We start from the raw sequence: 250 nt of genomic DNA on the forward strand, positions 1-250 counted from the left end.
ACGATGCCGGAGTAGGTCACGTACAGGCCGAGCTCGTCCCCGGCCTCGGGGAGGCGGCGGCCCGAGGAGATGCAGTGCAGCACGCCCGTGAAGGGGCTCCTGCGCATCTCGTCGGCGAGCACCGCCTCCATGTGCTCGTCGGCGTCGCGGGACTGGATCACGAGGGGCAGGCCCGTGGCCCGGGCGGCCTCGATATGGGCGCGCAGGACCCGCTCCTGCACGGCCTCCGGGGCCGCGTCGTCGTAATGGT

1 protein-coding gene is annotated in these 250 nt (G+C 72.8%); it reads right to left on the reverse strand.

Annotated features, from left to right (window positions below):
- The coding region (locus WDW90_RS40300) for a TatD family hydrolase (RefSeq protein WP_336493134.1) at positions 1-250 on the reverse strand (250 nt) is incomplete at both ends.

It is taken from the genome of Methylobacterium nigriterrae (assembly GCF_037106235.1).
Taxonomy (GTDB): domain Bacteria; phylum Pseudomonadota; class Alphaproteobacteria; order Rhizobiales; family Beijerinckiaceae; genus Methylobacterium; species Methylobacterium nigriterrae.